Genomic DNA, 22,359 nt, shown 5'->3' on the forward strand with positions numbered 1-22,359 from the left:
GGCGACGGCCACGCAGACGAGCGTCGCCGAGCGCGATCCTGAAGATGCCCGAAGACAGTTGCGTGCCGTTCGTGCTCGCGCTGCTCGCGACCGCCGTGTTCGCGGCGATGCTCGCGCGCTCGCCGACGCTCGTCTGCGTGGCCGTCGCCGGTTGCACGATCGCCACCGCCGCGTGGCTGTGGCCGCGCCGCGAACTCGGACAACGCGCGCGCCTGCCGGCCCGCGCCGACACGCAGGCGCCTGCCGCGGCCGCCGGGCTTCATCCGGACGAACCGCCGTCGGCGACGGTGCCGCCCGGTGCGCCGGCCGCGTGCATCGAACCGCTGCCGGTCGGCAGTTGCGGCGAGCGCGCGGGCGGCTGGTGGGGCGTGCTCACGCTGATCGTGACCGAGGCCGGACTGTTCGGCTACCTGCTGTTCTGCTACTTCTACCTGCAGTCGCAGTGGTCCGCGCCGTGGCCGCCCGAAGGCATGCCGAAGATCGGGCTCGCGGCCGCCAACACGGTCGTGCTGCTGTCGAGCAGCGTGTTCGTGTGGCTCGCGGAGCGCGCGGTGCGAGCCGAAAAACAGGCACGCGCGGTCGCGCTGCTCGTCGTCGCGCTGGTGCTCGGCACCGCATTCGCGCTGGTTCAACTGCACGAATGGCGCGACCATCCGTACGGCCCGACCGCGCATCTGTACGGCAGCCTCTACTTCACGATCACCGGGTTCCACCTCGCGCACGTCGTGGCCGGTCTCGCGATCCTCGCGCTGCTCGCCGGGTGGACCGCCGCCGGTTTCTTCGGCCGCGAACGGCGCGTCGCGCTGACGGTCGGCGGGCTCTACTGGCACTTCGTCGATGTCGTGTGGCTGTTCATCTTCACCGCGCTGTACGTATCGCCCTTCTGGCTGAGGAGCACGGGATGAACGACGCCCGACGCGCGTGGACCCCGCTGCTCGCGATCGCGGCCGGCCTCGTCGGCGCGCCCGCGCTGTGGTTCGCGCAGATGCTGGTGTCGGAGACGCTCGCGTCCACCGCGTGCTATCCGCACGGTGTCGCGCAGGCCGTGCCGCGCTGGGCGCACGTCGGCGTGTGGCTCGCGCTGATCGCCGCGGGCGCGTTCGCGCTGGCCGCCGCCTGCGCGACGTGGCTCGCGCGCGCGTGGCGGCATCGGCACGATGCCCACGCACCCGCCGCGACGCGCGACGACAGTACGCGCTTTCTCGCGCGCTGCGGGATGCTCGCCGCGCTCGGCTTCGTGATCGGTCTGGTGTTCACGGGGATCGTCACCGCTTTCGTGGGGCCTTGCAGTCCATGGCGCTGATCTCGTTCGCTTCGTTTCCGTTCCGCGTTCCGGGCCGCCGCGCGGGCGTCGCATTCGCGGTATGCGTCGCGCTCTGCGGATGCGAGATGCGGCAGGACGACGACACGGCCGCACCCGGCAATGCGGCCGACGCCGCGTCGGCGGCGGAAGCGCCCGAGCCCGCGTCGGGCTGGCGGTTCGTGCGGATCGGTGCGTCGGCCGCCGATGCCGGTGCGTCGATGTCCGCGCGCGTGAAGGACGACCGGCGGCTGTCACGCGACCGGGACGCGTCGGTGGCGGACGCGCCATCGTCCGCGGCATCCACCCCGCCGCCCGATGCGGCGTCCGCTTCGACCGCCCGCCGCCCGGTAATCGCCGCGGCTGCCGCGAGCGCCGACGCCGCGACGCTCGCGCGCGGCCGCTATCTCGCGCTCGCCGGCGATTGCGCCGCGTGTCACGACGCGGCCGACCATACGCCGTACGCGGGCGGCCAGCCGGTGAATTCGCCGTTCGGGCCAATCTATGCGCCGAACATCACGCCGGACCCGACGCACGGCATCGGCAACTACACCCTGCGGCAATTCGACGACGCCATGCGGCGCGGCGTGCGCGCGGACGGCAGCCGGCTGTATCCGGCAATGCCGTACCCGTCGTTCGCGCACCTGACCGACGACGACGTGCGCGCGCTGTATGCGTATTTCATGCGCGGCGTCGCGCCGTCCGCGAATGCGGCGAAGCTCACGCAACTGCCGTTTCCGTTCAACCAGCGCTGGGCGCTGGGGTTATGGAGCCTCGTGTTCGCGAACCGCGACCGGTTCACGCCGCAGCCGTCGCAATCCGCGCAATGGAATCGCGGCGCGTATCTCGTGCAGGGGCTCGGCCATTGCGGCGCCTGCCATACGCCGCGCGGGCCGGCCTACAACGAACGCGGCTACGACGAGCGCAGCCCCGCGTTCCTGACCGGCGGCATCAACGACCACTGGTTCGCGCCGAACCTGACCGGCGCGGCCCCGGATGGCCTCGGCCACTGGTCGGCCGACGACATCGCCGCGTTCCTGCGCAGCGGCCATGCGGCACGTGGCGCGGTGTTCGGCGCGATGGCGCCGGTCGTCGGCGAAAGCACCGCGTTGCTGACCGATGCCGATCGCCACGCGATCGCCGTGTACCTGAAGTCGTTGCCCGCGCAACCGACCGCCGCGACGAATCCGCTGGGTGTGGGCGTACCGCGGCTCACCGTGGCCGGCCCGCGGCCGGAAGGCGGCCAGCAGGCGCCGGGAGCCGGTGTGTATGCGGGGTTCTGTGCGCGTTGCCACGGTGCCGAAGGTAAAGGCGTCCCTGATCACGGGCCGGCGCTCGCGGGCTGTTCGATCGTCGTGGCGGCCGATCCGACCAGCGCGATCCGGATCGTGGTCGAAGGCGCGCGGCCCACGCCGGGCAAGCCGGGGCCGGTGCAACGGATGCCGGCGATGCGCGGCGCGTTGACGAGCGGCGAGATCGCGGCGGTGGTCAGCTACGTGCGCGGTGCGTGGGGAAATCGGGCGGCGCCGGTGTCGGAGCAGGATGTGCGGCGGTTGCGGGGGGCGATCAAGCGGTAGCGGCGTGCTGCGCGCAGGGCTTGCCGCGCGAGGTCGAGCGGGTCAATACGGGCGGGCTTGGCATGAAGCATGCAGCCCGCCCCTGATGACATCATCCGTGGGCCGCCGCACGTGCGTGCGAGCGCGCGCGAGGTCGGCTCAGGCGCGGGTACCGCTGCGGCGGTCTGCGTGGTCGGCGCAACGGTCAGATGCAATCCCAACGCGGCGACGACCTTCATGATCGTTGCAAACTCCGCGTTCCCACCTTCCGACAGCGCGCGGTAGAGCGCTTCACGCTTCACGCTTCACGCTTCACGCTTCACGCTTCACGCTTCACACCGGACTCGCGCGCCAGCGCCGTCATGCCACGCGCCTTCGCGACGTTCCCGAGCGCGGCCTGGATCAGTCGAGGCTCCCCATCTTCGAACGCCTGCGCCAGGTAGTGACGAATCGCTTCTTCGTCCTTCAGGTACTTCGAGCCATCGAATTCGGCCAGTTCGCTGATTTTCATCTTCAATCCTCCAGTTCGGCGGCGATCAGGTTCCGATACTACCGCTACCGGCTCGCAACGGCCTGCGCTTCCGGCGCCTGCCACCCACCGCCGAGCGCCTTGAATGCAGCCACCGCCGCACGCGCCGATTCGGTTCTCGCCTGCACGCGTTCGTCGGACGCGCGCAACAGGCTTTCGTCGGCCTGCAACACCTCGATCAGGCTGACGACCCCTTTCTGATAAGCCGCGAACGACGCGGCCCGCGCTCGGCCGAGCGACTTCACGCCGTCACCGAGAATGGCCGCCTGCTCGTCACGCTTGACGAGCGCGGAGAACGCATTCTCGACGTCCTCGGTCGCATGCAGCGCCGCGAGCCGATACGCCGCGAGCATTTCGGCATCCTGCCCTTTGGCCTGCGCGATCTGCGCGTTGATCCGGCCGAAATCGAACAGACGCCAGCGCAAGCCGAGCACGCCCGCAGCCTGGTTCGCGCCGCCGGCAAACAGGTTGCCCGCGCCCATCGTCGTCGCGCTGCCGATCAACCCGCCCAGCGAGAACTTCGGGTAATACTCGGCGATCGCCACGCCGATGCGTGCGTTCGACGCCGCCACGCGCCGCTCGGCGGCGATCAGGTCGGGCCGGCGCCGCAGCAGTTCGCCGGGCGTGCCGGTCGCCGCGATCCGCGGCGCGACCGGAATCTCGCCGCCGGCGAGCAATTCCGCGCGATGCGTGCCGGGCTGCGCGCCCAGCATCACGTCGAGCGCATTCATCGCCGCGTCCAGCGCCGCTTCGAACACCGGCACCGTGGCACGAACCTGCGCGAGGGCGCCTTCGGCCTGCCGCACCTGAAGCTCCGCCGCGAGGCCCTTTCCATAGAGGAGGTTGAGGGTCGACAGCAGGTCCTGCTCGGTCTGCACCTGGTGCCGCGCGACCTCGAGCCGGCCCTGCAACCCGCGAATCGTGATGTAGGTATCCGCGGTTTGCGCCGCGACGGCGAGCCGCGTCGCGACCGCCGCCGCTTCGGATGCCTGATAGTCGGCGAGCGCCGCTTCGCGGCCGCGGCGCAATCCGCCGAATATGTCCAGCTCCCAGCTCGCGTTGAAATCGGCCTCGTAGTCGTTGCCATGACGGTCGAAACCGGGCGTCGCATTCAACACCTGCCCCAACGGCGTTTCGACCGACTGGTAGACGCGCGCGGCCTGACCGCTCACGTTGCCGGACGGCAGCAGCGCCGCATTCGCCGCGCCGAGCCCCGCGCGCGCCTGCGCGACGCGCGCCGCGGCCTGCGCAAGATCGAGGTTCTGCGCGAGCGCCAGCGTGATGTAGCGCGTCAATTGCGGATCGCCGAAGCCCGTCCACCACGTCGCGAGATCGGCGTCGACCGCCGCGTGGCGCTGATCCACGGCGCGCTGCCCCTGGAACTGCCGCGGCATCGCCACGTCCGGCCGCGCATAGTCGGGACCGACGGCACACCCCGCCGACAAGATGGCGGCCAGCGCCGCGGCAACGATGGGTTTGGGTAGCATGAGGGTTTTGGCAAGAATCCGGTAGTGACTATAATACCAAATAGTCACTCGTTGTCCATTCCCGTCAGCTGCAGCCCATGAAAAAAATCGACCCTTCCCCGGTGCCCGCGCGCGGCCCGGCCGACCACGACGTCCGCGACCAGATCGTGGCCGCCGCCACCGAGCACTTCAGCCGGTACGGCTATGAAAAGACGACCGTGTCGGATCTCGCGAAGGCGATCGGCTTCTCGAAGGCCTATATCTACAAGTTCTTCGAGTCGAAGCAGGCGATCGGCGAGATGATCTGCGCAAACTGCCTGCGCGAAATCGAGACGGACGTGCGCGCGGCCGTCGCCGCGGCCGAGCTGCCCACCGAAAAGCTGCGGCGGCTCTTCAAGGTCTCTACCGAGGCGAGCCTCCGGCTGTTCTTCCACGACCGCAAGCTGTACGACATCGCGGCGTCGGCCGCCACCGAAAACTGGCAGTCGGTGCAGGCCTACGAGGCACGCGTGCAGACGCTGTTGCAGGACGTCCTCCAGGCAGGCCGGCAAAACGGCGAGTTCGAGCGCAAGACGCCGCTGGACGAAACCGCGACGGCGATCTACCTCGTGATGCGGCCGTACCTGAACCCGCTGCTGCTCCAGTACAACCTCGACACGACCGACGCCGCGCCCGCCCAACTGTCCAGCCTCGTCCTGCGCAGCCTCGCGCCGTGATGCGTCACCGTTTGTGACTGTTGACTATATTGGTCACTAGATACACAATGAAAGCCCCACTCACTTCGTCACTGGGTCTTTCATGGTTCGGCGTCGCCCCGCTTTCTTCGCAGTCGCTTCCACACTGCCCCTCGCGCTAGCCGCCTGCAGCGGAAAAGCGCCGTCCGATCCGCGCACGGAAGCACCGCTCGTGCGTACCGCCGTCGTGCAGGCGGCCGTTCCCGCGTCCCGCTCGTTCACCGGCACCGTCGCCGCGCGCGTGCAGAGCGATCTCGGCTTCCGGGTACCCGGCAAGGTGCTGGAGCGGCTCGTCGATACCGGTCAAACCGTCAAGCGCGGGCAGCCGCTGATGCGGCTCGATCCCGTCGACCTGAAGCTCGCGGCGCGCGCCCGCGACGAAGCCGTCGCCGCCGCCCGGGCGCGCGCGCGGCAGACCGCCGAGGACGAAGCGCGCTACCGCGACCTGCGCGGCACCGGCGCGATATCGGCATCGGCCTACGACCAGATCAAGGCCGCCGCCGATGCCGCGAAAGCGCAACTGAGCGCCGCCGAGGCCGACGCCGACGTCGCGCGCAACGCGACCGGCTATGCGCAACTCGTCGCGGACGGCGACGGCGTCGTCATGGAAACGCTCGCGGAGCCCGGCCAGGTCGTCGGCGCGGGGCAGCCGGTGGTGCGGCTCGCGCACGCCGGCCGCCGCGAAGCCGTGATCCAGTTGCCTGAAACCCTGCGTCCGGCGATCGGGTCGGTCGCGCAGGCCGGGCTGTTCGGCAAGCCGGACGTCAACGTCGCCGCGACGCTGCGCCAGCTTTCCGATACCGCGGATGCGAGAACGCGTACTTTCGACGCGCGCTACGTGCTGCAAGGCGCGCTGGCCGACGCGCCGCTGGGCGCGACCGTCACGATCCGCATCCCTGACGACGCGCGCACGGCGTCGCAACGCGGCATGCAGGTGCCGATCGGCGCGCTGCTGGACGCGGGCAAAGGGCCCGGCGTGTGGGTCGTCACCGGTGAACCGACCAAGGTGACGTGGCGGCCGGTCAAGGTCGAGCATCTCGACGACGACAGCGCGCGCATCGCCGGCGACGGCGCGCTCAAGCCAGGCGAGCGCGTCGTCGCGCTCGGCGCGCAGCTACTGCGCGAAGGCGAAGCGGTGCGCGTGTCCGCGCCGGCCGCGACGGTCGCGAGCGCAGGAGCACGGCCGTGAGCGAGCGACGATTCAACCTGTCGGCGCTCGCGGTGCGCGAGCGCGCGATCACGCTGTTCCTGATCTGCCTGATTTCGCTCGCGGGCCTCGTGTCGTTCTTCAAGCTGGGCCGCGCGGAAGACCCGGCGTTCACGATCAAGGTGATGACCATCATCACCGCATGGCCGGGCGCCACCGCGCAGGAAATGCACGACCAGGTCGCCGAAAAGATCGAAAAGCGCATGCAGGAGCTGCGCTGGTACGACCGCACCGAGACCTATACGCGTCCGGGCCTCGCGATCACGACGCTGACGTTGCTCGACAGCACGCCGCCGTCGGAGGTGCAGGAGCAGTTCTACCAGGCGCGCAAGAAGATCGGCGACGAGGCGACCAATCTGCCGGCCGGCGTGATCGGCCCGATGGTCAACGACGAATACGCGGACGTCACGTTCGCGCTGTTCGCGCTGAAGGCCAGGGGCGAACCGCAGCGCCTGCTGGTGCGCGACGCCGAAGCGTTGCGCCAGCGGCTGCTGCACGTGGCGGGCGTGAAGAAGGTCGACATCATCGGCGAGCAGCCCGAGCGCATCTACGTGCAGTTGTCGCACGACCGGCTCGCGACGCTCGGCGTGAGCCCGCAGGAGGTGTTCGCCGCGCTCAACGGCCAGAACGTGCTGACGGCGGCCGGCTCCGTCGAGACGCGCGGGCCGGAGATCTTCATTCGCGTGGACGGCGCGTTCGACAAGCTGCAGAAGATCCGCGACACGCCGATCGTCTCGCAGGGCCGCACGCTGAAGCTGTCCGACATCGCGACCGTCGAGCGCGGTTACGAAGATCCGTCGACGTTCTTGATCCGCAACAACGGCGAGCCCGCGCTGCTGCTGGGCGTCGTGATGCGCGACGGCTGGAACGGGCTCGACCTCGGCCGTGCGCTGGACCACGAAGTCGGCGCGATCAATGCGGGGCTGCCGCTCGGCATGAGCCTGACCAAGGTCACCGATCAATCGGTCAACATCAGCTCGGCCGTCGACGAGTTCATGGTGAAGTTCTTCGCCGCGCTGCTCGTCGTCATGCTGGTGAGCTTCGTCAGCATGGGTTGGCGCGTGGGCCTCGTGGTCGCCGCGGCCGTGCCGCTGACGCTGGCCGTGGTGTTCGTCGTGATGGCCGCCACCGGGAAGAACTTCGACCGCATCACGCTCGGCTCGCTGATCCTCGCGCTCGGGCTGCTGGTCGACGACGCGATCATCGCGATCGAAATGATGGTCGTGAAAATGGAGGAAGGCTACGGGCGCGTGGCCGCATCGGCCTATGCGTGGAGCCATACGGCCGCGCCGATGCTGGCCGGCACGCTGGTGACCGCGGTCGGCTTCATGCCGAACGGCTTCGCGCGCTCCACCGCCGGCGAATACACCAGCAACATGTTCTGGATCGTCGGGATCGCGCTGATCGCATCGTGGGTCGTGGCGGTGGTGTTCACGCCGTACCTCGGCGTGAAGATGCTGCCCGAGTTCAGGAAGATCGAAGGCGGCCACGATGCGATCTACGACACGCCGCGCTACAACCGTTTCCGCCAGGTGCTGACGCGCGTGATCGCGCGCAAATGGCTGGTCGCGGGGTCGGTCGTCGGCCTGTTCGTCCTCGCCATTCTCGGCATGGCGGTCGTCAAGAAGCAGTTCTTCCCGATCTCCGACCGCCCCGAGGTGCTCGTCGAGGTGCAGATGCCGTACGGCACGTCGATTTCGCAAACGAGTGCCGCCGCATCGAAGGTCGAAGCGTGGCTCGCGAAGCAGAAGGAAGCGCGCATCGTCACCGCGTACGTCGGCCAGGGCGCGCCGCGCTTCTACCTGGCGATGGGGCCGGAGCTGCCCGACCCGTCGTTCGCGAAGATCGTGGTGCGCACCGACAGTCAGGACGAACGCGACGCGTTGAAGGCGCGCCTGCGCCGCGCGGTCGCCGACGGCCTCGCGCCGGAAGCGCGCGTGCGCGTCACGCAACTCGTGTTCGGCCCGTATTCGCCGTTCCCGGTCGCATACCGGATCACCGGCCCCGATCCCGACACGCTGCGCGGCATCGCATCGGAAGTCGGGAACATGATGAACGGCAGCCCGATGATGCGCACCGTCAATGCCGACTGGGGCACGCGCGCGCCGACGCTGCATTTCACGTTGCAGCAGGACCGCCTGCAGGCGGTCGGGCTGACGTCCAGCGCGGTCGCGCAGCAGTTGCAGTTCCTGCTCACCGGCGTGCCGGTCACCGCGGTGCGCGAGGATATCCGGACCGTGCAGGTGATCGCGCGTTCGGGCGGCGATGCGCGGCTCGACCCCGCGCGACTCGACGACTTCACGCTCGCCGGCGCGAACGGGCAGCGCATTCCGCTGTCGCAGGTCGGCAAGGTCGACGTGCGGATGGAGGAACCGATCATGCGCTGGCGCGATCGCGTGCCGACGGTCACGGTGCGCGGCGACATCGCCGAGGGCTTGCAGCCGCCCGACGTATCGGCCGCGATCACGAAGCAGCTTCAGCCGATCGTCGACAAGCTGCCGAGCGGGTATCGGATCGAGCAGGCCGGCTCCATCGAGGAATCGGGCAAGGCGACGACGGCGATGCTGCCGCTGTTCCCGATCATGCTCGCGATCACGCTCGTCATCATCATCTTCCAGGTGCGCTCGATCTCGGCGATGGTGATGGTGTTCATGACGAGCCCGCTCGGGCTGATCGGCGTGGTGCCGACGCTGATCCTGTTTCGGCAGCCGTTCGGCATCAACGCGCTGGTCGGGCTCATTGCGTTGTCGGGGATCCTGATGCGCAATACGCTGATCCTGATCGGGCAGATCCACCATAACGAACAGGCCGGGCTGGACCCGTTCCATGCGGTCGTCGAAGCGACCGTGCAGCGCGCGCGCCCGGTGATCCTCACCGCGATGGCGGCCGTGCTCGCGTTCATCCCGCTCACGCATTCGGTGTTCTGGGGCACGCTCGCGTACACGCTGATCGGCGGCACGTTCGCCGGCACGATCCTCACGCTGGTGTTCCTGCCGGCGATGTACGCGATCTGGTTCAGGATCGGGCCGGGACGCACCGCCGGCTCGCATCACGGCGAGCCCGAACCGGCGTCGCTGCCCGATTCCACGCTTGCGGCCACGCTCGACGCACACAACTGACCGTTCCATCATTCATCCGCTCGAAGGAAACAACCATGTCGAACCCTACCGTTGTCGTCGTGACCGGCGTGTCTTCGGGCATCGGGCGCGCCACCGCCGAGAAGTTCGCCAAACGCGGGTGCCGGGTATTCGGCACCGTGCGCAGCATTGCCCGAACCGCGCCCGTCGCCGGCGTCGAGCTGATCGAAATGGACGTGCGCGACGATGCGTCCGTTCAATCCGGAATCCGTACGATCGTCGAGCGGGCCGCGCGTATCGACGTGCTCGTCAACAATGCGGGCACGAGCCTGATCGGTGCGGTGGAGGAAACGTCGTTGGCCGAGGCGGCCGCCTTGTTCGACACCAACGTATTCGGCATCCTGCGCACGGTACAGGCCGTGCTGCCGCACATGCGCGCCCGACGCGGCGGACGCATCGTCAACGTCAGTTCGGTGCTCGGGTTCTTGCCCGCACCGTACATGGGCCTCTATGCGGCGTCCAAGCATGCGGTCGAGGGCTTGACCGAAACGCTCGATCACGAGGTGCGGCAATTCGGCATTCGTGCGACGCTGGTCGAGCCGTCGTTTACGCGGACCAATCTCGACGTCAATGCGCCGCTCGCGAACGCGAAGATCGCCGACTATGACCGCGAACGGACGCTGGCGGCGCGCGCGGTGGTCGACAACGTGAAAGCCGCGCCCGAGCCCGACGGCGTGGCCGCCACCATCGTCGAGGCCGCGCTCGGCGCGTGGCGCATGCGACGCGCGCCGTCCGGAGAGGCGTCTCTCCTGGGCAAACTGAGACGCTTCATGCCGGCCGGCCCGGTCGATTCGAGCCTGCGCAAGAAATTCCGGCTCGCGTGACGCGGCGCGCCGGCGAAACGGCTTTGAACGAGGATGCCCGAGCCGTTCGCGAAGCTCGGCCCCGCGCCGAGGTCGCCCGTCATCGACATGCACCGGCAATCGCGACGCGACATGCCGCAGCGTGCTCGCCCGTCATTTGCACGAATAGTTCGCCGCGTCCCGGATCGATCCCGAACCGTTGTACGTCGCCTTCGTCGGATACATGCACACGGGCTGGCTCGCGCTGCCGTCGGCCGACGTGAGCTTGATGCTCGTGGGCGCGTTGCCGTTTTCGACCCAGTTGACCAACTGCGCATACAGGTCCTGACGATCCGCATGCGGCAACGGCACCGTATTGGCCGTTTGCGCCGGGCCGGCCGTGCCGTTGACGCCGCCATAGCCGCTGCAATGCCCCATGCCCGGCACGAGGAACAGCCGGTCGAACCGCTGCACCGCCGGTATGCCACCCATCCGGCTCGCGACGCGTTCGTAGTAGTGGATGCTGCCCGACGGCGTGATCAGCGGATCGGCAAGACCGTGGTAGTGCAGCACCTTCGCACCATGCTTCACGAGCCCCGACAGGTCCGGGTTATCGGTATTGATGTTGCCGAACGACGACTGCAGCGCGATCCCCTGGTCATAGGCGTTCGCAAGACCCGCATAGCCGAGGTCCTTCCACTTGTTCGCACCGTTGCCGGTCGCGTTCGTGAAGCCGGCGCCGGCGATCGTCGGGTCCTGCAGCTCCAGCGCGACGAGATCGGTCGAGATGCTGAACGGGGTCGCGCCGGCCAGCGCGCCGGTGCCCGTGCCGCGCATCAGCCCGAACCACATCTGGTTGCTGGCGAGCGACGTCGCCGTGCCGGTGTCGAGCGCCGGATTCGGCACCGAGCCATCGCGCGTCATCCCGTACCAGGTCTTGTTCATCGCGGTGGCCTGCGCGGCCGTCACGCACGCGGCCGTCGCGTTCGTGCCGGTGACGGTGCCGATCTTCACGCCCGAGCACAGTACGTTCGCGTCCTGGGTCGGATCGTAACGACACTGGGCCGGGTCCATCAGGTAACCGAGATGCTGGCCGCCGACCGTGTCGCACGCGCTGACCGCCGCCCCCGACAGCAGCGCCTGCTGCGCATCCGTCAGCGTCACGCCGCCGAGATCGACCTGCGCGACGACCTGCGGATACAGCTCGCCCGTAATGAACTTCGACCAGTTGAACGCAGGCGCGCCGTTCAGGTAGCCGTCGTAGTCGGACGGATTGTTCTGCGCTTCGTTGTAGCCCTGCCGGCCGCCGGTCGAGCAGCCGTCCCAGTACGCATACTTTTGCGGCGTCGCGTAGTACGCGGCGACCAGCGCCTTCGTCTTGAGCGCCAGTTCGTGCAGGCTGCGCTGCGCGAAGTCGTTCCACAGCGTCGTATTGATCGTGCCGTCCGGATTCATCGCGAACGACCCGTTCTGGACCGTGTGCCCGGTATCCGTCGTGCCGACCACCGCGCCCTCGGACGCCGCGATCGTCGCCGCGCTCGGCGTCGCACCCGCGCTGGCAATCTTCGTCGGGTCGCCGTACGCACCGCCCTGCCACCCGCCGCCGCCGAGGTTGTGAATCCTGCGATTCCAGTTCGACGGCGCGGGCAGCCAGATTTCCATCCCGATGCCGGCCGACGTCGACGGTGCGCCTGAGGGGCCCGCGTGGCCCGGCCCGACGTTCAGCTTGACGAGACACAGGCTGTTGCCGGCGACGGGCGTCGCGGACGTGACAGCGGACGCATCGAGCACCAGCGGATCGCCTGCCTTGAACGACTTCACCGCGATCACCGTCGTGTTCGCATCCGACGCGAATCGCGCCTTCATCGTCTGATCGCAGGTCAACGCGGCATCGGCCGTGCCGCCACCGACATCCTGGACTTCGTTGTCGTTGCAACCGGACACCATCAGCATGCCGGCCACGGATGCCGCGACAGCCATGCCGAAGTACCATCCACCACGACGGGTTCTACCGTTGAGCATCGACGCCATTCCACCCCTCCGTTCTCTCTTGATTGATTCGCGTACAGGGAAAGCCGATGCACGCGCCAAAACCGCGGGCACCGCATTGACTAGTCGCGCAGCACCGCCACCGCCTTGATCTCGACGATATAGCCGGGCGAACCGCCGAGCATGTGCGCGCCGACGGCCGTCCACGCCGGCAGCGGATGCGCATGGAAATAGCGGTCGCGCACCTGCATGAACAGCGGCAGGTCACGCATGTCGGTATGGAAGGTCGTGAGGTCGACCACGTCGTCGAGCGATGCGCCGCCGGCATCCAGCACGCGCTTCAGGTTCTCGAACGCCTGCACGATCTGGGCTTCGCGGCCCTCGACCAGCTGCATCGCCGCGTCGCGGCCGATCTGGCCGGACACATAAACGGTATCGCCGACCTTGATCGCCGGTGCATAGCCGATTTTTTCGTACACGGCTTCCATGCCGGCCGGGATGATCGCTTCGCGTTTGCTCATGAATGTCTCCGTGGCCGCGCTTGCCGCGCCGGCCGGTTATGTGAGGGTCGCCGTGCACGCGGCTGCGGCGCGTGCACCGTCAACGCCCTTCAACCCGTATCGCCACCCGCGACCGGCAGCACCGTGCCGGTGATGTAGCTCGCCTCGTCCGACGCGAGGAACAGGATCGGCGCGATCTGCTCGTCGAGGCTGCCGTAGCGCTTGAAGTACGTCGATTCCGTCACCTGCCGCACGGCCTCGCCCATCCACGCCTGTTCCTGCTCGGTGTCGCCGGCCGCATTGCGCGGCACGCGGCGCGGCGGCGCGCTGGTGCCGCCCGGCGCGGTAGCGACGACGCGGATGTTGTGTTCCGCATATTCCATCGCGAGCGCCGACGTCAGCGCGTTCACGCCGCCCTTCGCCGCCGAATACGGCACGCGGCGAATGCCGCGCGTCGCGTTCGACGAAATGTTGACGATCGTGCCGCCGCCGCGCGCAAGCAAGTGCGGTAGCACGGCGTGACAGGCATAGAGCGTCGGCATCAGCGAGCGGCGGATTTCCGCGTCGATCTGCGCGGGCTCGAACTCGGCGAACGGCCGCATGCGAATCGCGCCGCCGACGCCGTTGATCAGGATGTCGATGCCGCCGAACCGCTGCACTGCATACGCGATCGACGCGTGCGCGCCCTCATAGGTTTCGAGATCGGCGACGAAGCCTGCCGTCTCGCCACCGGTCGCCTCGGCCGCCACGTCGGCGACGAAATCCGCGCGATCGACGAACAGCACCTTGCCGCCCTCGGCTGCCGCGCGCAGCGCGACACCGCGGCCGATGCCCTGCGCCGCGCCGGTGACGACGACGACCTTGCCGGAGAATCGTTGCATGGTCATGCCGCCTTTGCCGTGACGTTGGGGGTGAACTTCTCGTAGTGGAAGCTGTTCGGCTTCACGCCTGCGTCGTCGAAATACTGGCGCACCGCATCGACCATCGGCGGCGGTCCGCACAGATACACGTCGACGTCGCCGTCGTTCAGCGCGTCGGCCGGGATGTGCTGCGTGACCCAACCCTTGCGCGCGTGGTTCGACGCCGCATCGGCAACGACCGTCGCGAAGCTGAAGTTCGGCAGCTTCGCCGCCAGCGCTTCGATCGCGTCGACCAGCACGAGATCGAGATCGCGTGTCACGCCGTAGACCAGATGCACCTTCTGCCGCGACCCGCTGCGCGCGAGCACTTCGAGCATCGACAGGAACGGCGCGAGGCCCGTGCCGCCGGCAAGGAACAGCAGCGGCCGCGCCACGTCGCGCAGGTAGAAGCTGCCGAGCGGCCCGTGCAGTTCGAGCGTGTCGCCGGGTTTCGCCGATTCGAGCCACGTACTCATCACCCCGCCGGGAATCTTCTTGATCAGGAATCCGATCTTCGTGTCGCCCGGCGCGGACGAGAACGAATACGAGCGATGCTGGCCACTGCCCGGCACGCCGATGTTCACGTACTGGCCCGGCAGGAACGCCGGCGCGCTCCCGCCGACGTCGAGTTCGAGCACGACGGCCGCATCGTTGTGCTGCTCGACCTTCGTGACCGTCGCGGCAAAAGCGCTCTGCCCGGTCTTGCACGCGACCGACGACGTCGGCACCGCGATCACGCAGTCGCTTTGCGGCACCATCTGGCACGTCAGCACGAGGCCACCGTCCTTTTCGTCCTCGGTCAGCGCATCGTCGATGTAATCGTCACCGAGGTCGTAGTGCCCGCTCTCGGCGCGGCACTTGCAGGTACCGCACACGCCGTCGGCGCAATCCATCGGCAGGTTGATCTTCGCGCGGAAGGCCGCGTCGAGCACCTTCTCGCCGGCCTTGCAGTCGATGAAGCGGGTCACCCCGTCCTCGAAGTTCAATGCAATCTTGTAGCTGGACATCGCGTCACCTCCACTTCCTTTCATGGCAAACCAACGGCATCAGACGTGATAGACGTCGAGCACTTGCCGGATGTAGTCGTTCTTCAGCACGATCTTCTTGTGTGAAATCAGCAGCGCGTCGCCCGCGCGGCGCAACGTGACGAACATCGTGCCGAAGAAGTGATCGGTCACGCGGTAACGGTGGTTCAGCGTGTGAAAGTTGTAGCGCACGTCGACCTCGTCGTCGCGTTCGGCCAGCACCTCGACGTTCGTCACGTTGTGGCTGGTGCGCGGCTCGGGCGTCGATGCGCCGCTGCGCTCGGTCTTGATTCGGAACACGCGATCCTCGAGGCCGCCGCGATCCGCGTAATACATCAGCGAGATCTCGCTGCGCGGATCGTCGGTCGGCCGGTCATCGTCGTCCCATGCGGGCATCCAGTACGTGACGTCTTCCGTGTAGCAGGTCAGCCACGCGTCCCACTCGCGATCGTCGAGCAGGCGCGCCTCGCGATACAGCGCCGCGCAAATCGTCCGGTAATCGAAGCTCATGCCGCCACCTCCCCGCGTTCCTTCTTCAGCGCATCGCGCATCACGTTCACCCAGTGTTCGTGCTGGCACACGAACAGCCCTTCGTCCTCGCTGCGCTCGCCCGAAATGCGCGGGTTCAGCCCCATCTTTTTCGCGTTCTCGTCCGGCCCGTCGACCCACAGCGGCGCGCCGCGCGACAGGTCGTTCCACATCGCCGTGATGCCTGCATAGCCGGCCTGGCACGCGCGAAACTCCTCGAGATCGTCGGCCGTGCCCATGCCGGTCACGTTGAAGAAATCCTCGTACTGGCGAATCCGCGTCGTGCGGTCGGCCTCGCTCTCGCCCTTCGGCGCGAAGCAGAAGATGCTGACTTCCGTCTTGTCGACCGCGAGCGGCCGCACCACACGAATCTGCGTGCTGAACTGGTCCATCAGGAACACGTTCGGGTACACGCACAGGTTGCGCGTCTGGTTCACGATGAAATCGGCCTGCACGTCGCCCACGCGCGCCTTGATCTCGTCACGATGCCGGTACACGGGCCGCACCTCCGGGTTCATCGTCCGGGTCCACAGCAGGATGTGGCCGTGGTCGAAGCCGTACACGCCCGCGACCGACTTGCTCCAGCTGTTCGCGTCGACCGCCTTGGTGCCGTCTTCCTTGCGGCGGCCCATCGTCGCCGCATAGTTCCAGTGCACGGTGCTCACGTGATAGCCGTCGCAACCGTTCTCCATCTGCATCTTCCAGTTGCCTTCGTAGATGTAGGACGAGTTGCCGCGCAGCACTTCCAGCCCGTTCGGCGCCTGGTCGACGATCTGGTCGATGATCACGCGCGCTTCGCCGAGGTAATCCTCGAGCGGCAGCACGTCGGCGTTGAGGCTGCCGAACAGGAAGCCGCGATAGTTCGCGAAGCGCGCGACCTTCTTCAGGTCGTGCGAGCCGTGCGTGTTGAACTGCACCGGATACTCGGTCGTCTTCTCGTCCTTCACCTTCAGCAGCTTGCCGGTGTTCGAGAAGGTCCAGCCGTGGAACGGGCACGTGAAGCTACCCTTGTTGCCGTGCTTGCGGCGGCACAGCATCGCGCCCTTGTGCGCACACGCATTGATGACCGCATGCAGCTCGCCGGTCTTGTCGCGCGTGATGACGATCGGCTGGCGGCCGATCCATGTCGTGTAGTAATCGTTGTTGTCGGGAATCTGGCTTTCGTGCGCCAGGTACACCCAGTTGCCCTCGAAGATGTGCTTCATCTCGAGCTCGTACAGCTCCGCGTTCGTGAAGATGTCGCGGCGGCAGCGGAAGATGCCGGCCTCCTTGTCATCCTGCACGGCGGTTTCCAGCAGATGATCCAGGTCGTTGGTGTGGTCGATCGTGGCGGACATGATGGCTCCTCCCATGCGCGTGCCGCGTCCTGCAAGCACGCTCGCATCGGTATCGGTTGAATCTCGGGGTGACCGGCCGGCAGCGGTGGCGCTCGCGCGCCGCCGTGCCGCCGGCGGTTATGCGGTGGCGGACGCGCGCAGGCGCTCGACGATCTGGTTGTCCCTGCCCTGCACGCGCGGCGTCAGCACGAAGTTGAACTCGATGTCCTGGTACGCGTCGGCCTTCATGCCGAGCGCGGTGCCGCCGGTCTTTTCGGTCACGGGTGGAATCAGCTCCTCGCGCGTCGCATACGCGAAGTCGTCCCAGATCAGCGGATCTCCGTCGATGTTGAACTGCGTCGTCAGCTTGCGGTGAGCGGGGCTGTCGACGAAGAAGTGCACGTGTGCGGGGCGGTTGCCGTGGCGGCCGAGGCGATTCAGCAGTTGCTGCGTCGCGCCCTGCGGCGGGCAGCCGTAGCCGACCGGCATCAGCGTGCGGAATTCGTATTTGCCGTCCGCGCCGGTCCTCACCGCGCCGCGCAGATTGAAGTCGCTCTGCTTGCCGGTCGGGTCGAAATGCGAATAGAAGCCGTGCGAGTTCGCATGCCAGCATTCGACCACCGCGCCGGCGATCGGCTTGCCGTCCAGGCCCGTGACCGTGCCGTGGATCACGAGCGGGCCCGCGCCGTCGTCCGCATCGAGGTCGATCTTCGCGACACCGTCGCGCACCGGGGCGCCCGCCACGTACAGCGGCCCCTCGATCGTACGTGGCGTGCCGCCGTCGAGGCCGATCGCCTTGTCCTCGGCGTCCATCCGGATGTCGAGATATTTCTCGAGACCGAGACCGGCCGCGAGCAGCGCCGCTTCGCCATCCTGACCAAGTTTGTTCAGGTAGTTCACGCCGGCCCACACTTCGTCGGGCGTGATGTCGAGATCGTCGATCGCCTTGAACAGGTCGCCGAGCAGGCGCAGCACGATCTGCTGCGTACGTGCGTCGCCGTTCGTGCCATTTCCGCGATTCCCGGCCGCGTTCGATGCGGCCTTCAGCAGATCCTGCACTTCCGTCGTGTCGAAAACTTTGACGCTCATGATGCTGTCTCCATGTGTATTTGGGGCTGACGGTCCTTGCCAGATTCGAATTACCGCGCGACTTTCGTCAGTCCTTCGCGGGTGCGAGGTACGCATCGAGCATCGGCATCGGGCCATGCATCGTGGCCGCGGACAACTTGCGCTGGCGGCTCGCCGACAGATTGACGACGCAGGTTTCGATGCGATCTCGGGCGGCGGAGGACGCGGGGCGCGCTGCGTGGGCTGTTCATGGAACGGATTTATACGCGGCGGGGAAATGGCGCGTCCAATACTTTTGGTCGCGCTTTTCGATACCTGATGGGTATAAAAATTAAGCCTTGGACGCAAAATACTGCGTTGCACCATACCTGCTTTAGCTACATGCACGGACTGAAAGGCTTGCTGGAGCGCAATCGCGCGGGTGCGGGATATCGCTGAGGCGGGCGGCGGCGCGGCCGGTATCGACAGGGGAAAAACGGCTGAAAACGGGCGGCCTGCGGAGTCGATCAGGGTTTTCCTGACGGGCTACACGTCGTAAAGCGATGGCGCGGACGCTGGCTTTCCGCAATGTCGACTGTCCCTTGTGGGCGGCGGATTCAACCGCTCGCTGCAATTCGTTCAGGCCGCGTCAGCGGGTCCGGGCCTACCATTGCCTTACATGCTCAGATGGCGTAGGCAAGCTCCCGCTCTTCCACTTTCTCGTTGAACGCATCCGTTCCAATGGTCGACGCTTCCTCACAAGCACTGAAGTGGTACCCGGCATAGTGCGCGAACATTCGAATGTCCTTCCCTCCGATGCGACGCTTTTGCAACGCGTATGCTCGGGCGGATTCGGAAAGAAAGAATCGATGTTCGCCGTTACCCGGCTCGACACTCACCAGCGACTTCTCGGTCAGTTCAGCAATGTCGCCGGCAACGTCAGACAGCGTATACCGCGCATCGCATACCAGCGCACGCAATGCCTCGAACGTAAAAGCACGCTGGAATGCCGCAACGTGACCCAATAACTTCTGACTCGACGGGCTCAGCGACGCAAAGCTCCAATCGAAGCTGGCCTGTAACGTCTGGTGGTGCGCAAGCGCCGTCCGGTATCCCCGCGTCAGCAACTTGAAGCGATCGTCGAGAAATCCGTGAACACCTCGAACGCCCAATGCACCGATACGCCCGACTGCCATTTCGATCGCCAGTGGATTACCGTCGAGCCGACGACAGATATCGCCAACGAGACGAGCGCTTTTTCTTAAAGTATCAAGGTCGCAACCCGACTGTCGCGCGCGCTGCAAGAACATCTGCACTGCCTCACAATCCAGCAGCTCTGCGATGGATGACTCCGGACGCGGCACCTGGAGCGGACGCACGTGGAAGACACTCTCGCCTGATACCCTCAACGGCTCACGGCTCGTGACGAGTACCCGCAAGTTGCCAAGCCGCATGCAAACTGAATCGACCAGTCGAGCGACTGCATCGATGACGTGCTCGGCGTTGTCCAGCACCAGCAGCGTGCGGTCTCGCGGCAAAGCTGCGACTAGCGCGTCCACCGCCGACCTGTCGTCCCGTATCGGCAGGCCGAATGCCGTCGCGATTTTCTGCAAGACCGCTTCTGGAGAGGCAGCATCGGAAAGCGCGACGAAGCGCGTGATATCAAAACGGCCGCTTACTGCCGCATGAGCAACTTCGATTGCCGCGCTCGTTTTCCCGACTCCCCCGGCGCCCACCAGTGTCAATATATGCGTCGTGTCCAGTATTGCCGCAATATTGGAGACCAGGCTGTCGCGTCCCGTGAGCGCCCCGTGCCGTCGCGGAATATCGCTGTCGCCCTGCCTGGGCGGTGTAGCCGGCGTCAAATTCGCGGTCGGGGCTGACCTCTGCGTCAGTTGGTAACCGCGACCGGGTACGGTCACAATCAGGTCGCGTTGCGGTCCGAGCAATTTTCGCAACGCGGAAATATGGACCTGCAGATTGTTTTCTTCGACTACCGTGCCGGGCCAGACCGCGGCCATCAACTCGTCTTTCGTGACGAGACGGCCCGCCGCCGACAACAGTACCGCGAGCACGTCAAATGCACGCGAACCGACATGGATAGCCTTCCCATCACGTCGTAACGAGCGCGTCGACAAATCGACTTCGAGTGTGCCCAGCAACATGACTCAGGCCTCGTCCATCAGACCAACCGGGCCACTGAGCCAGCAACCGCTGCTTTCATCGGCCGGATCGCGAAAGTTCACCGTGATCGCGGACGGGCGTCCCATCGCCACACCCTGACGCACGACGATGCCGCGTCCCGCTCCGGTGACGAGCCCATGGCGATGCGCGCCGTACAGGAGCGCTGCCGCTGCGATGCCGGTCGCCGCGTCTTCCGGATAGCCGGACGCGCGCGGGAATTGCCGTGCCTCGAACACGTGCGGTGCATTGGCATCCAGCGCAAACGGATACAGACCGGTCGACGACAGCGCGTCGCATAGCGCTTCGATTGTGTCGAGTTTCGGCATGATCGCATTCAGCCGCGAGGTCGTGCGGACCGGCACCAGCGTTTTGGTGCGGCTCGTCGTTGCGTTGACGATGTCGAGCGGCAGCAGATCGCCCGCATCGAGGTTCAATGCATCGAGTGTCCTGGCAATGAGCGCCGCGTCGACAACCGGCTCGACGCGTCCCGCCGGCTGGCTGACTTCGATCCGCGCGTCGGACGCGTCGTACCGCGCTTCGACGCTGCCGCTCAGCGTTTCAATCAGCGCCGTGTTCGTGCGCCACGCGCCCGTGTGACGCAGCAGCCACAATGCGCCCAGCGCTGCGTGTCCGCACATCTCCATCTCGTGGTTGGGCACAAAAAAGCGGAAGCGAAAATCATGGTGCGGATCGACGGCGCGCATCACAAACCCGCTTTCCAGACCATACGCGCGGGCCACCTCTTTCATTTGCGAGTCGGACCAGCCGTTCGCGTCGAGCACAACCGGGGCCGGATTGCCGCCCTCGTCGGTGGTGGAAAATACCCGTACAAGCCGCACACGTTGTACGATGCTCATGCGCTTGCTCCCTAATTAACTCCGCCTATCGGTGTGCCGCCTTTTGTGAAGCCGGCGGGAAGGCCAGTCCGCCGTCCCTCGCAGCATGCACGGCCTGCGTTTTTTATTCGCTTCCATTTGGGCCGGAACATGCTCACTATCGGGCCATGGCGATGGGCGTCAGCGCGTTGCCCGTCCCTTATAAAGTCCCAAGTCGCAGGTCTCGCCATGTTTTATCAGACGTCCAAATCGCACATTCCCGCCGACCGCGTGGCTGCGACCCGTCGCATCACGATGGCCGATTACGTGACATCGTGGCACGAGCACGAAGAGTTCATGTTCCTGTTGCCGAGTCAAGGCACGCTGACGCTGACTTCGGAGTGTTCAAAGCATTCGCAACGCATCGGCGCCGGCGTGCTTGCGATGGTTCCTGCCGGGATTTTTCACGACACGGCGAGCAATCCCGGAGAGCACTGCCATACGGCGGTCTATGCGGAGCGCGACTTCGTTTCGTTTTGTGCGCGCAAATCCAATGTCCGGATCGCCGGGGGCGATGCACCGCGCTACTGCGTGCCGCCGCCTGCTCTGCTTGGGGCACTGCGTTTGCAAACACAGTTCGACGCGGGCGACGAAACGGAGGAAGCACACGATATGGCGCGGTATCAGAACGATCTGGTCGATCGGCTGATTGCGTCGGCGTGCGTGGCGGCGGTGCTCGGCGCCGCACCGAGCGGTGCCAATCCGAAGGTTTCGCGCGGGCAACTGGTCAGTGAAATCAAGGCGTACCTTGACGTCATGCTGGCTGAGCGGATCGATATCGAGACAATCGCTTCGGAATTCGCCATATCGCGACGTCATCTCACCCGGATCTTCCGCGAGGAGACCGGCGAAAGCCTCACCGATTATCAGCTCCGGCAACGGGTCATGCGCGCGCGTTCGCTCTTGAACGTTCCCGGCACGACCGTGCTGTCGGCAGCCCTGAGCGTAGGGATCGAATCGCCGTCCTACCTGGCAAGGCTATTTACCAAGTTCGGTCTGCCTGCGCCCCGCGATCTGAAGGCATCCCGTGCTCGATACAACTGACGCCTCTTCACTTCCGACTTCTGTCGCCCCCGTTGAACTGGAACCACTCAGCCGGTAAATCCTGGCGTACCCGACCGCTCGCGATAAGCTTGCTGCCGGCGGTTGGACGCGGCGGCTCCAGACGGTGACGGTGAACGGCCGATGCCGCACCGGCAATATCTGCCACGTCATCACGCGGCGTGCGGCAAAAGTCCACACGGCAACTGTTCAATTTCCGCACACCGAATCGTATCCACCCGCC

At 66.6% G+C, this 22,359-nt stretch carries 18 protein-coding genes and 1 pseudogene; 8 read left to right on the forward strand and 11 right to left on the reverse strand.

Annotated features, from left to right (window positions below; all coding sequences use genetic code 11):
* The 3 genes from H3O04_RS36215 to H3O04_RS20810 all read left to right on the forward strand — a co-directional run.
* The coding region (locus tag H3O04_RS36215; protein WP_237666372.1) for a cytochrome c oxidase subunit 3 at window positions 1-905 on the forward strand (905 nt) is incomplete at its 5' end.
* Window positions 902-1,303 (forward strand): hypothetical protein, encoded by a 402-nt coding sequence (locus tag H3O04_RS20805; RefSeq protein WP_023476663.1) that lies wholly within the window; start codon window positions 902-904, stop codon window positions 1,301-1,303. The genes H3O04_RS36215 and H3O04_RS20805, both read left to right, overlap by 4 nt.
* Window positions 1,294-2,877, forward strand: coding sequence for a c-type cytochrome (locus H3O04_RS20810; protein WP_202588360.1), 1,584 nt, complete (start codon window positions 1,294-1,296; stop codon window positions 2,875-2,877). The genes H3O04_RS20805 and H3O04_RS20810 overlap by 10 nt, the downstream gene beginning before the upstream one ends.
* 91 nt (window positions 2,878-2,968) lie before the next feature.
* On the opposite strand, the pseudogene H3O04_RS20815 reads toward H3O04_RS20810, so the two are convergent.
* Window positions 2,969-3,367: pseudogene (locus H3O04_RS20815) on the reverse strand (addiction module antidote protein).
* A gap of 44 nt (window positions 3,368-3,411) precedes the next feature.
* On the reverse strand, window positions 3,412-4,872 hold the full coding sequence (locus H3O04_RS20820) for an efflux transporter outer membrane subunit (RefSeq protein WP_202588361.1): 1,461 nt from the start codon (window positions 4,870-4,872) through the stop codon (window positions 3,412-3,414).
* 77 nt (window positions 4,873-4,949) lie between these two features.
* Here H3O04_RS20820 and H3O04_RS20825 point away from each other — a divergent pair, with 77 nt between their 5' ends.
* The 4 genes from H3O04_RS20825 (at window position 4,950) to H3O04_RS20840 (ending at window position 10,753) form a co-directional block, all read left to right on the forward strand.
* On the forward strand, window positions 4,950-5,567 hold the full coding sequence (locus H3O04_RS20825; protein WP_023476658.1) for a TetR/AcrR family transcriptional regulator: 618 nt from the start codon (window positions 4,950-4,952) through the stop codon (window positions 5,565-5,567).
* 82 nt (window positions 5,568-5,649) lie between these two features.
* Window positions 5,650-6,774, forward strand: a complete 1,125-nt coding sequence (locus H3O04_RS20830) for an efflux RND transporter periplasmic adaptor subunit (RefSeq protein ID WP_202588362.1) — start codon at window positions 5,650-5,652, stop codon at window positions 6,772-6,774.
* On the forward strand, window positions 6,771-9,911 hold the full coding sequence (locus tag H3O04_RS20835) for an efflux RND transporter permease subunit (RefSeq protein WP_202588363.1): 3,141 nt from the start codon (window positions 6,771-6,773) through the stop codon (window positions 9,909-9,911). Before H3O04_RS20830 ends, H3O04_RS20835 begins: the two co-directional genes overlap by 4 nt.
* A 35-nt stretch (window positions 9,912-9,946) precedes the next feature.
* On the forward strand, window positions 9,947-10,753 hold the full coding sequence (locus tag H3O04_RS20840) for an oxidoreductase (RefSeq protein WP_202588364.1): 807 nt from the start codon (window positions 9,947-9,949) through the stop codon (window positions 10,751-10,753).
* A gap of 132 nt (window positions 10,754-10,885) precedes the next feature.
* On the opposite strand, the gene H3O04_RS20845 is transcribed toward H3O04_RS20840, so the two are convergent.
* The 9 genes from H3O04_RS20845 to H3O04_RS20885 form a co-directional block, all read right to left on the reverse strand.
* Complete coding sequence (locus H3O04_RS20845; protein ID WP_226134621.1) at window positions 10,886-12,691, reverse strand: tannase/feruloyl esterase family alpha/beta hydrolase; 1,806 nt, start codon at window positions 12,689-12,691, stop codon at window positions 10,886-10,888.
* A gap of 131 nt (window positions 12,692-12,822) precedes the next feature.
* Window positions 12,823-13,221 carry a RidA family protein gene (locus tag H3O04_RS20850; protein ID WP_012336680.1) on the reverse strand — a complete coding sequence of 133 codons (399 nt, stop codon included), beginning with the start codon at window positions 13,219-13,221 and terminating at the stop codon, window positions 12,823-12,825.
* Between the two features lie 89 nt (window positions 13,222-13,310).
* Complete coding sequence (gene benD, locus H3O04_RS20855) at window positions 13,311-14,087, reverse strand: benzoate diol dehydrogenase BenD (protein WP_202588365.1); 777 nt, start codon at window positions 14,085-14,087, stop codon at window positions 13,311-13,313.
* A complete protein-coding gene (gene benC / locus H3O04_RS20860) occupies window positions 14,084-15,106 on the reverse strand; it encodes a benzoate 1,2-dioxygenase electron transfer component BenC (RefSeq protein ID WP_202588366.1) in 1,023 nt (340 codons plus the stop codon). The genes benD and benC overlap by 4 nt, the downstream gene beginning before the upstream one ends.
* A gap of 39 nt (window positions 15,107-15,145) precedes the next feature.
* Window positions 15,146-15,634 carry a benzoate 1,2-dioxygenase small subunit gene (benB, locus tag H3O04_RS20865; protein ID WP_011695017.1) on the reverse strand — a complete coding sequence of 163 codons (489 nt, stop codon included), beginning with the start codon at window positions 15,632-15,634 and terminating at the stop codon, window positions 15,146-15,148.
* Window positions 15,631-16,989, reverse strand: coding sequence for a Rieske 2Fe-2S domain-containing protein (locus tag H3O04_RS20870; RefSeq protein ID WP_011545512.1), 1,359 nt, complete (start codon window positions 16,987-16,989; stop codon window positions 15,631-15,633). Before H3O04_RS20870 ends, benB begins: the two co-directional genes overlap by 4 nt.
* Window positions 16,990-17,106: 117 nt before the next feature.
* Window positions 17,107-18,057 (reverse strand): catechol 1,2-dioxygenase, encoded by a 951-nt coding sequence (gene catA, locus H3O04_RS20875; protein ID WP_023476653.1) that lies wholly within the window; start codon window positions 18,055-18,057, stop codon window positions 17,107-17,109.
* Between the two features lie 641 nt (window positions 18,058-18,698).
* Complete coding sequence (locus tag H3O04_RS20880) at window positions 18,699-20,180, reverse strand: ATP-binding protein (RefSeq protein WP_202588367.1); 1,482 nt, start codon at window positions 20,178-20,180, stop codon at window positions 18,699-18,701.
* A 3-nt stretch (window positions 20,181-20,183) separates the two neighbouring features.
* Window positions 20,184-21,056, reverse strand: coding sequence for a PhzF family phenazine biosynthesis protein (locus H3O04_RS20885; RefSeq protein WP_202588368.1), 873 nt, complete (start codon window positions 21,054-21,056; stop codon window positions 20,184-20,186).
* A gap of 207 nt (window positions 21,057-21,263) precedes the next feature.
* Between H3O04_RS20885 and H3O04_RS20890 the strand changes: the two genes are divergently transcribed.
* Window positions 21,264-22,118 (forward strand): helix-turn-helix domain-containing protein, encoded by an 855-nt coding sequence (locus H3O04_RS20890; protein ID WP_200160195.1) that lies wholly within the window; start codon window positions 21,264-21,266, stop codon window positions 22,116-22,118.
* Window positions 22,119-22,359: the final 241 nt, after the last annotated feature.

Origin of the sequence: Burkholderia sp. KCJ3K979 (genome assembly GCF_016759955.1) — a bacterium.
Taxonomy (GTDB): domain Bacteria; phylum Pseudomonadota; class Gammaproteobacteria; order Burkholderiales; family Burkholderiaceae; genus Burkholderia; species Burkholderia orbicola.

Coding starts and splice junctions, on each gene's coding strand:
- catA (WP_023476653.1), bottom strand. CDS start 18,057: ATGAGCGTCAAAGTTTTCGACACGACGGAAGTGCAGGATCTGCTGAAG.
- H3O04_RS20850 (WP_012336680.1), bottom strand. CDS start 13,221: ATGAGCAAACGCGAAGCGATCATCCCGGCCGGCATGGAAGCCGTGTAC.
- H3O04_RS20820 (WP_202588361.1), bottom strand. CDS start 4,872: ATGCTACCCAAACCCATCGTTGCCGCGGCGCTGGCCGCCATCTTGTCG.
- H3O04_RS20890 (WP_200160195.1), top strand. CDS start 21,264: ATGTTTTATCAGACGTCCAAATCGCACATTCCCGCCGACCGCGTGGCT.
- benB (WP_011695017.1), bottom strand. CDS start 15,634: ATGAGCTTCGATTACCGGACGATTTGCGCGGCGCTGTATCGCGAGGCG.
- H3O04_RS20845 (WP_226134621.1), bottom strand. CDS start 12,691: ATGGCTGTCGCGGCATCCGTGGCCGGCATGCTGATGGTGTCCGGTTGC.
- H3O04_RS20870 (WP_011545512.1), bottom strand. CDS start 16,989: ATGTCCGCCACGATCGACCACACCAACGACCTGGATCATCTGCTGGAA.
- H3O04_RS20840 (WP_202588364.1), top strand. CDS start 9,947: ATGTCGAACCCTACCGTTGTCGTCGTGACCGGCGTGTCTTCGGGCATC.
- H3O04_RS20880 (WP_202588367.1), bottom strand. CDS start 20,180: ATGTTGCTGGGCACACTCGAAGTCGATTTGTCGACGCGCTCGTTACGA.
- H3O04_RS20830 (WP_202588362.1), top strand. CDS start 5,650: ATGGTTCGGCGTCGCCCCGCTTTCTTCGCAGTCGCTTCCACACTGCCC.
- H3O04_RS20810 (WP_202588360.1), top strand. CDS start 1,294: ATGGCGCTGATCTCGTTCGCTTCGTTTCCGTTCCGCGTTCCGGGCCGC.
- H3O04_RS20825 (WP_023476658.1), top strand. CDS start 4,950: ATGAAAAAAATCGACCCTTCCCCGGTGCCCGCGCGCGGCCCGGCCGAC.
- H3O04_RS20885 (WP_202588368.1), bottom strand. CDS start 21,056: ATGAGCATCGTACAACGTGTGCGGCTTGTACGGGTATTTTCCACCACC.
- benC (WP_202588366.1), bottom strand. CDS start 15,106: ATGTCCAGCTACAAGATTGCATTGAACTTCGAGGACGGGGTGACCCGC.
- H3O04_RS20805 (WP_023476663.1), top strand. CDS start 902: ATGAACGACGCCCGACGCGCGTGGACCCCGCTGCTCGCGATCGCGGCC.
- benD (WP_202588365.1), bottom strand. CDS start 14,087: ATGACCATGCAACGATTCTCCGGCAAGGTCGTCGTCGTCACCGGCGCG.